This is a genomic window from Stenotrophomonas sp. HMWF003 (assembly GCF_003061285.1).
In the GTDB taxonomy this organism is placed as follows: Bacteria; Pseudomonadota; Gammaproteobacteria; order Xanthomonadales; family Xanthomonadaceae; genus Stenotrophomonas; species Stenotrophomonas maltophilia_AP.
This window is the reverse complement of sequence record NZ_QAIW01000395.1, coordinates 5,472-11,907: the sequence shown is the minus strand read 5'-3', so window position 1 is coordinate 11,907 and position 6,436 is coordinate 5,472. Positions and strand designations below refer to the sequence as shown.

Here is a 6,436-nt window from a genome sequence, read left to right as displayed (position 1 = left end):
TGCCGGGCGCCACCACCGCCAGGTTGGTGGTGTTGGACTGGGCGATCCCGACGAAGCTGTTCATGATCCCCCACACGGTGCCGAACAGGCCCACGAACGGCGCGATCGCGCCAATGCTGGCGAGCACGCCGATGCCGCGCCTCGCCTGCCGCGCACAGGCCAGCTCGATGCGCTCCAGGCGCGAGCCGACGCGCTCCTTCACCCCCGCCGGGTCGCCCCCGTGCGGCGACAGCCGCAGCTCGGTACGCGCCGCCTCCAGCAACAGGCGCACCGGTTCTTCCTGCAGGCGCGGGTCGACCTGTGGATCGGGCAGCTGCACGCTGTCCAGCAGCAGCGCGCGCGCCTGCAGCAGGCGGCGGCGCTCGCGTGCCAGCTCCCAGCCCTTGGCGAGCAGCACCGTCCAGGTGGCCACCGACGCAATGGCCAAGCCGATCATCACTGTTTTGACCACCACGTCGGCGGCCAGGTACATGCCCCATGGCGTCAGTGCAGGTGCCGGGGCGGCGATGGCGATGGCGAAGGGAAGCAACACAGTCATGGTCAGGCTCATCAGGAAAGGAGGCGCGGCGTTGCTGCCACCAGCGCCGCAAGAAGGGGCAGGCTCAATCGGGTGTGGGCGGCAGGCGCGGCGACGGCCGCGACAGCACATAGGCTGCGCTGGCAATGAAGAAGGCGCCCACGCCCAGCAACAGCCGCCACGACGGATGCGCCCCCCAGCAGAACATCACGAAGCCGAACGCCATGCCGCCGGCCGCGAAGGCCTTGCCCTTGCGGCTCACCGCGCCCTGCTCGCGCCACAGGCGCAAGGCCGGGCCGTAACGTGGGTGGTCAAGCAGCCGGCGTTCAAACCGTGGCGAGCTGCGTGCGAAGCAGCCCACCGCCAGGATCAGGAAGATGGTGGTGGGCATCACCGGCAGCAGCGCGCCGATCACGCCCAGCGCCACCATCACCCACCCCAGGCAGAACCACAACCAGCGCATCAGCGCGCGTCGAACTCGCGTTCAACGTGGCCGTGCACGCTGCGGAACGCTGCATCGGCGGCATCGATGACCTGCTGTTCCTGCGCGTCGTCCAGCACCACCCCGTCGAGCGCGGCGGTGAACGCGCGCCAATGGCGCGCGGCACCGTCGGGATGCGCGGCCAGGTGGCGTGCACCGAACCCGGCGTCCAGCCCCAGCCTGGCGGCCATCTTGTACAGGATGGTGCCGCCCAGGTTGGAGCCTTCGGCCACGTACAGCCAGCCCAGCGCGGCCGGCAGCGCCAGGTCCGGGTCCAGCCGCATCGGCACCGGGGCCGGCAGGATCTGTTCGAGGTCGGCCAGGTCGCGGGCGATCAGCGGCAGCCGGCGGCGTGCCTCCAGATCCGGCAGCAGGGCGTCGAGCGCGGCATTGGCGTAGAGCGCGTCGATATCGCGATGGAAGCGGTACTGCACGCGCAGGAAACGCGCGAACTGGCCGCGGCTGGCGAAGATGTCGCCGGCCATGATGCGCTTGTCCAGCGCGCCGTGGCTGTCGCGGGTGGCGGCCTTCAGGCGCTGGCTGCGGGTGGCTTCAAGGGTATCGATGACGGTCATGGCGCTCGTGCTGGGCAATGGGGAATGCAGCCCGCGCAGGGCCGGGAGCAGGCCGTGCGCAGGTTTCCCGAGTGAGACGTCTGCCGCGGCAGCAACCCCAAGCCTGGTTGTACGAGCGTCCCTACCCGATCCGGCGATGCCGGCCTCACGCGCCTGCACCGATAATGGCGGCACATTCTTGAGGAGGACCCCGCCATGATGATCACCACCGAACCGCGCATGACCAACCTGTTCCTGCAGCTGGGCCTGGATGCCAGCGACGAGGCGATCGCCCGCTTCATCGTCGACCACCAGCTGCCCGCCGAGGTGGCCCTGGTGGAGGCGCCGTTCTGGAATGATGGCCAGCGCCAGTTCCTGGCCGAGCAGCTCAAGTCCGATGCGGACTGGGCCATCATCGTTGATGAGCTGGGCGAGGCCCTGCACGCCGACGCGGTTGCGCAGCAGACCGGCGCCTGAAACGAACACGGGGCCGGCAGTTGCCGGCCCCGTGGGGTACATCACTTCACCCTCAGTAGCGCCAGGTCAGCGCCAGCCGCACGATCCGGCCCGGTGCCGGCATCACGCCGAGCGCCAGGGGATCCAGGTAATAGCGGTCGGTGAGGTTGTCGACGTTGAGGTCCACCGCGAACTGCTCGCTGGCCTGCCAGCTGGCGAACAGGTCCACCACGGTGGCCGGGCGGTACAGCTGCTGGATCGCCGACAGGCCGACGTTCCATTCCTTGTCCAGCTTGCTGATCGGACCGGCGTTGTGGATCACCCGGGTGCCAACGCTGAGCCGCTCATCGAACAGGCGTGAGCCCAGGGTCAGGTTGACGGTGTAGCGCGGCGGATTCTGCGTGTTGCTGTAGGAGCCTTCAAAGCCGCCATCGACGCAGTCGGGGGTGTTGGCCAGTTCCTCGATCCTGCGCTGCACGCCGTAGGCACGACGCTCTGCGGCGATGTCCGGCGCACAGGTCTTGGCGTCGAAGTAGTAGTGCGCCGACAGGTCGGCGAACACCTTGCCGGCATCGTAGCTGGACTGGAATTCCATGCCCGACACCTTGAAGCGGTCGATGTTGCGGATGTAGCCGGCCGACAGCGTGCGGTAGTCGCGGGTGATCAGGTCATCGATGCGGGTGTTGAAGTACGCGAGCTTGAAGGCGGCCGTATCGCCGTCGGTGAACAGCCCCTGCCGGACGGTGCTGGCACCGATTTCCCAGGTACCGGCGCGCTCGGGCTTGAGCTCGCCACCGATCGGCTTGGCAGCGGTGAACAGACCCAGCGTGCTTTCAAACAGGCTCGGCAGCTTCACGCCTTCGGCGTACTTCACGTAGATCATGCTGTCGTCGTTGAAGTGGTAGGTGACGCTGGCGGTGGGCATGAACGCATGATCGGTGCGGCGGATCGGCTGCGACCAGGTCCAGCTTGTCGGCACGATCAGGTCCTCGACCTCACTCATGTCGTGGAAGTTCCAGCCGGTGATGTCGGCCACGGTGCCCTTCTTGTACGGCGAGGCCAGCAGCGACGCTTCGGTGAACTGGCCGTTCGCATCGGGGTACCAGTTGAGCATGGCGATGCGCTTGGCACGCCAGGCCGGCAGCGCCGGGTTGCCGTCCAGCAGCTGGGTGTAGCGGTACTGGCCGATCACTTCCTCGCCGTCCGGCGTGGCCAGGCGGTTGCGGTCGTGCACGCTGACGCGGTTGAAGCGTCCGCCCAGCAGCACTTCCCAATGATCGTCGGGCTGCCACTTCATCGAGGCCACCGCACTGTATTCCTTGCGGTCGGCGTTGCGCAGGAAACGGTTGTTGATCAGGTCGTCGTGCTTGATCGGCGCATTCTTGCCGGGCCCGACGTCCTCGTCGCTGAAGGACAGGCCATAGTCGAAGGTGAACACCCCCGCGGCATCGGTAATCAGGTGCGTCGTGTTGGACACGTCGAAGCCGAGCCGCTGCTGCTGCATGCTGTTGCGATAGGCGTCCTTGTAACCCGGGTCGGTGTTGAAGCTCGGGCCGTCGTACCACTCGGTGCGGCGGTCGAAGTACCACGGGGTGATGCCGGTCAGGCCGTTGTACATCAGGCTGTCGGCGTCGGTGTACCAGAGGTTGGCCTTCAGATCGACCCGGTCGTTGCCCGGGTTGAAGCGGTAGCGCAGGTTGTAGGCGTCCATGTCCACGCTGCCCGGCTCCCACTGCGGCACGCGGTCGCGGTCCACGCGAATGATCTGCGAAGCCATGATCTCGCCCTGGCGGCCACTGTAGTGGCGGTAGCCCGCTTCCAGGGTCTGGGTGTCGTCGATGCGCCAGGTGCCCTTCAACAGCACCGAATTGGACTTGGACGAGGTGTTGAACACTTCGGTGTTGGGCGGGTTCAACGGGGCCAGCGTGCGCCGGGTCTGCGGGAAGTCGTCGTAGCCGTGCTTGCCGCCGTAGTAGTTGCCGGTATCCCGCCAGGCGTAGGCGGCGACCAGGTCGAACGCATCCCAGTGCTTGCCACCGGCGATGTTGAAGAACTGCCCGCCCAGGCTGTTGCGGTTGCTGCGCGGCGCGGCGCCATAGGCCGGCACATCGCGTGCGCTGCCGTTGGACACGCCGCTGCGTACGCGCAGGCCGACGTCCTGGCCCTCGCGCAGCACGTCGCCGATCTTCAACGTCTCCATCTCGACCACGCCGCCGATGCCGCCGGACGCATTGGCGCCCAGGCTGGGGCCCTTGGTCACGGTGAGGCTGGAGATCAGGTCCGGGTCCAGGTAGGTGCGCTGCGACTGGCCGGCGTAGCCCCGGTAGGTGTCCATGCTGGACTGGCCGCCGTCGATGATGACCGGGATGCGGCTCTGGCCCTGGATGCCGCGGATGTTGAGGTCCAGCGCGTTGGCGGTACGCGGGTCGCCAGCGGTGACGCCGACCACGCCCTTGACGATATCGGCCGCGGAGGTGCCGCGGAAGCGTTCGATCGTGGCGCGCGGCACGTACACGCTGGAACCGGTGGTGCGGTACACATCCAGTGCGCGTGCGGCATCGCTGTCGCCGTCGCCGGACTGCTCGCCGGCCACCCGCAACGCGTCGGTGACGATCACCCCGTCCTCGCGGCTGGCGGTGGCGGCCGCTTCCAGGGTCACCGCATCGGGGCCGACACTGCGCATCACCAGGCCACTGCCACGCAGCAGCTGCTGCAGTGCCCGCTGCGCGTCGAGTTCGCCGCTGACCGCGCTGGAGCGCACGCCCTCGGTGAGCGCGGCCGGCCAGGCCACCTGCACACCGGACTGGCGCATGTAGGTACGCAGTGCCTCGGCCAGCGGCTGGGCGGGAATATCGAAGCGATGCAGGGCGGCAGCGCCGGACGTGCTGGCCTGGGCCATCGCCGGGAATGCAGGCGCGGCGACCAGGCCGGCGGCCAACAAGGCGATGCAGAGACGGGACGGACGCGGCGAACGGCCCGGGAAGGAGGTGATACGCATGATGGAACCTGTCGAGAAGGCGATATCGCAGAAGCGACGTCCCCGCATACGGTGTGCGGGCGCTGCGAAGTACGTGGCGGCGGCGGGTACGTTCGGGGGGTGAGACGACTGGGGCGGCGACGCCCCCAAGACCAATTCAGTTCGGACAGCGCGCGCGGCTATCGACGGGCGTCGACCTGCACGATCGCCACGCCCATCGGCAGGCGGGTGACACGCAGACCGGCGCTGCCGGCGAGTGCGTCCAGCGCCTGTTCGGGCCGGTCGATGCGGAACGCCGCGTTGACCGCGGGCAGCTGCGACAGGTCGCCGCGCACAAAGGTGGGCCCGCGCCGATAGCGCCCGATGCGCTGCACCGCATCGGCAACCCCCACTTCATCCAGCAGCAGTTCGCCCTGCCGCCATGCCGCGATCCGGTCGGGCGCCTGGTCGGCCAGCCGCTGCACCCGGCCACCGGGCGCGAACGTGGCACGCTGCCCGGCTTGCAGCCAGGTCCAGCCACCGCCCTCGCTGGCCGCCACCCGCACCTGGCCCTGTTCCACGTCGGCCTGCACGCCGGTGGCGTCGCTGGAGACCGCAAACGCGGTGGAAATATCCTCGACCACCCCGCCCTGCGCGCGTACTTCAAACCGCTGCGGCTGGCCGGGCGCCACCTGGAACCAGGCACGACCGCGCAACAGCGCGATGCGGCGCACCTGGCCGTCGAACTGCACGGCGATGGCCGACTCGGCATCCAGCACGGCGCGGCTGCCGTCGGGCAACCACACCTCGGCGATGCCGGTACTGGTGCGGTGGTCCGATTGCAGCCGCAGCCACGCGTCCGGTGCTACCCAGGCCAGCGCCAGCACCGCCGCAGCGGCCAGCGACCAGCGGCGCGCGCGGACGTGCCGGCGCGGCGGCGCGAGGGTGGACTGCGGCCGTGGCCCCAGGCTGCGCCAGAGCTGGCGTTCGCGTTCGAACACGCGCCGGTGGCCCGGCTCGGCCAGCCAGTGCTCGAAGGCCTGCATGCCGGTGTCGTCCGCCGTGCCGGAGGCCAGCCACGCAATCCACGCCTGCGCCTGCACGGCGACGGGATCGGACGATGTGGACGGCGGCGGAAGCGGATCGATGTGCGGCGGGCTCATGGCTGGCGGGTTGGCGCGGTCGGGCGATGACACCCGCAGGGACGGAAGCGGGGCACGCGACACGCCCCAGTATGATCAAGACGAATGACGGGTGCGGTTCCCCAATGCCCTGACGCGCGCGCGGGGCATCAGCGCCCGTTGCGGGCCCACGCCAGGCGCTGCAGGGCGGCGCGCACGTGATTCTCCACGGTCGTCACCGACACCTTGAGGCGCTTGGCCACGTCGACCTGGGTCAGGCCCTGCAGGCGGTTGAGCCGGAAGATGGTGCGGGTGGGCTCGGGCAGGTGCGCGGCGGCGGCGAGCACGCGC

Annotated in this window: 7 protein-coding genes; 1 reads left to right on the top strand and 6 read right to left on the bottom strand. The window is 69.2% G+C overall.

The genetic code is table 11. The annotated features are described in order from the left end of the window. From exbB to DBR34_RS16940, 3 genes are all read right to left on the bottom strand, one after another. Positions 1-538: tonB-system energizer ExbB (gene exbB, locus DBR34_RS16950; protein ID WP_258224047.1), on the bottom strand; the 538-nt coding region annotated here is incomplete at its 3' end. Between the two features lie 64 nt (positions 539-602). Beyond that, entirely contained in the window at positions 603-980 is a 378-nt protein-coding gene (locus DBR34_RS16945; protein WP_128097660.1) for a YbaN family protein, read from the bottom strand. Beyond that, the gene (locus tag DBR34_RS16940) at positions 980-1,573 is read right to left on the bottom strand and encodes a biliverdin-producing heme oxygenase (RefSeq protein ID WP_128097659.1); all 594 of its coding nucleotides are present in this window, start codon (positions 1,571-1,573) and stop codon (positions 980-982) included. The genes DBR34_RS16945 and DBR34_RS16940 overlap by 1 nt, the downstream gene beginning before the upstream one ends. A gap of 198 nt (positions 1,574-1,771) precedes the next feature. Here DBR34_RS16940 and DBR34_RS16935 point away from each other — a divergent pair, with 198 nt between their 5' ends. Beyond that, positions 1,772-2,029 carry a DUF2789 domain-containing protein gene (locus tag DBR34_RS16935; RefSeq protein ID WP_128097658.1) on the top strand — a complete coding sequence of 86 codons (258 nt, stop codon included), beginning with the start codon at positions 1,772-1,774 and terminating at the stop codon, positions 2,027-2,029. A 52-nt stretch (positions 2,030-2,081) separates the two neighbouring features. Here DBR34_RS16935 and DBR34_RS16930 read toward each other — a convergent pair whose 3' ends face one another. From DBR34_RS16930 to DBR34_RS23650, 3 genes are all read right to left on the bottom strand, one after another. Next, on the bottom strand, positions 2,082-5,006 hold the full coding sequence (locus tag DBR34_RS16930; protein WP_128097657.1) for a TonB-dependent receptor: 2,925 nt from the start codon (positions 5,004-5,006) through the stop codon (positions 2,082-2,084). 158 nt (positions 5,007-5,164) lie between these two features. After that, positions 5,165-6,127, bottom strand: coding sequence for a FecR domain-containing protein (locus DBR34_RS16925; protein ID WP_128097656.1), 963 nt, complete (start codon positions 6,125-6,127; stop codon positions 5,165-5,167). A gap of 128 nt (positions 6,128-6,255) precedes the next feature. Beyond that, positions 6,256-6,436: sigma factor-like helix-turn-helix DNA-binding protein (locus DBR34_RS23650; protein WP_258224046.1), on the bottom strand; the 181-nt coding region annotated here is incomplete at its 5' end.

Coding starts and splice junctions, on each gene's coding strand:
- DBR34_RS16945 (WP_128097660.1), bottom strand. CDS start 980: ATGCGCTGGTTGTGGTTCTGCCTGGGGTGGGTGATGGTGGCGCTGGGC.
- DBR34_RS16940 (WP_128097659.1), bottom strand. CDS start 1,573: ATGACCGTCATCGATACCCTTGAAGCCACCCGCAGCCAGCGCCTGAAG.
- DBR34_RS16935 (WP_128097658.1), top strand. CDS start 1,772: ATGATCACCACCGAACCGCGCATGACCAACCTGTTCCTGCAGCTGGGC.
- DBR34_RS16930 (WP_128097657.1), bottom strand. CDS start 5,006: ATGCGTATCACCTCCTTCCCGGGCCGTTCGCCGCGTCCGTCCCGTCTC.
- DBR34_RS16925 (WP_128097656.1), bottom strand. CDS start 6,127: ATGAGCCCGCCGCACATCGATCCGCTTCCGCCGCCGTCCACATCGTCC.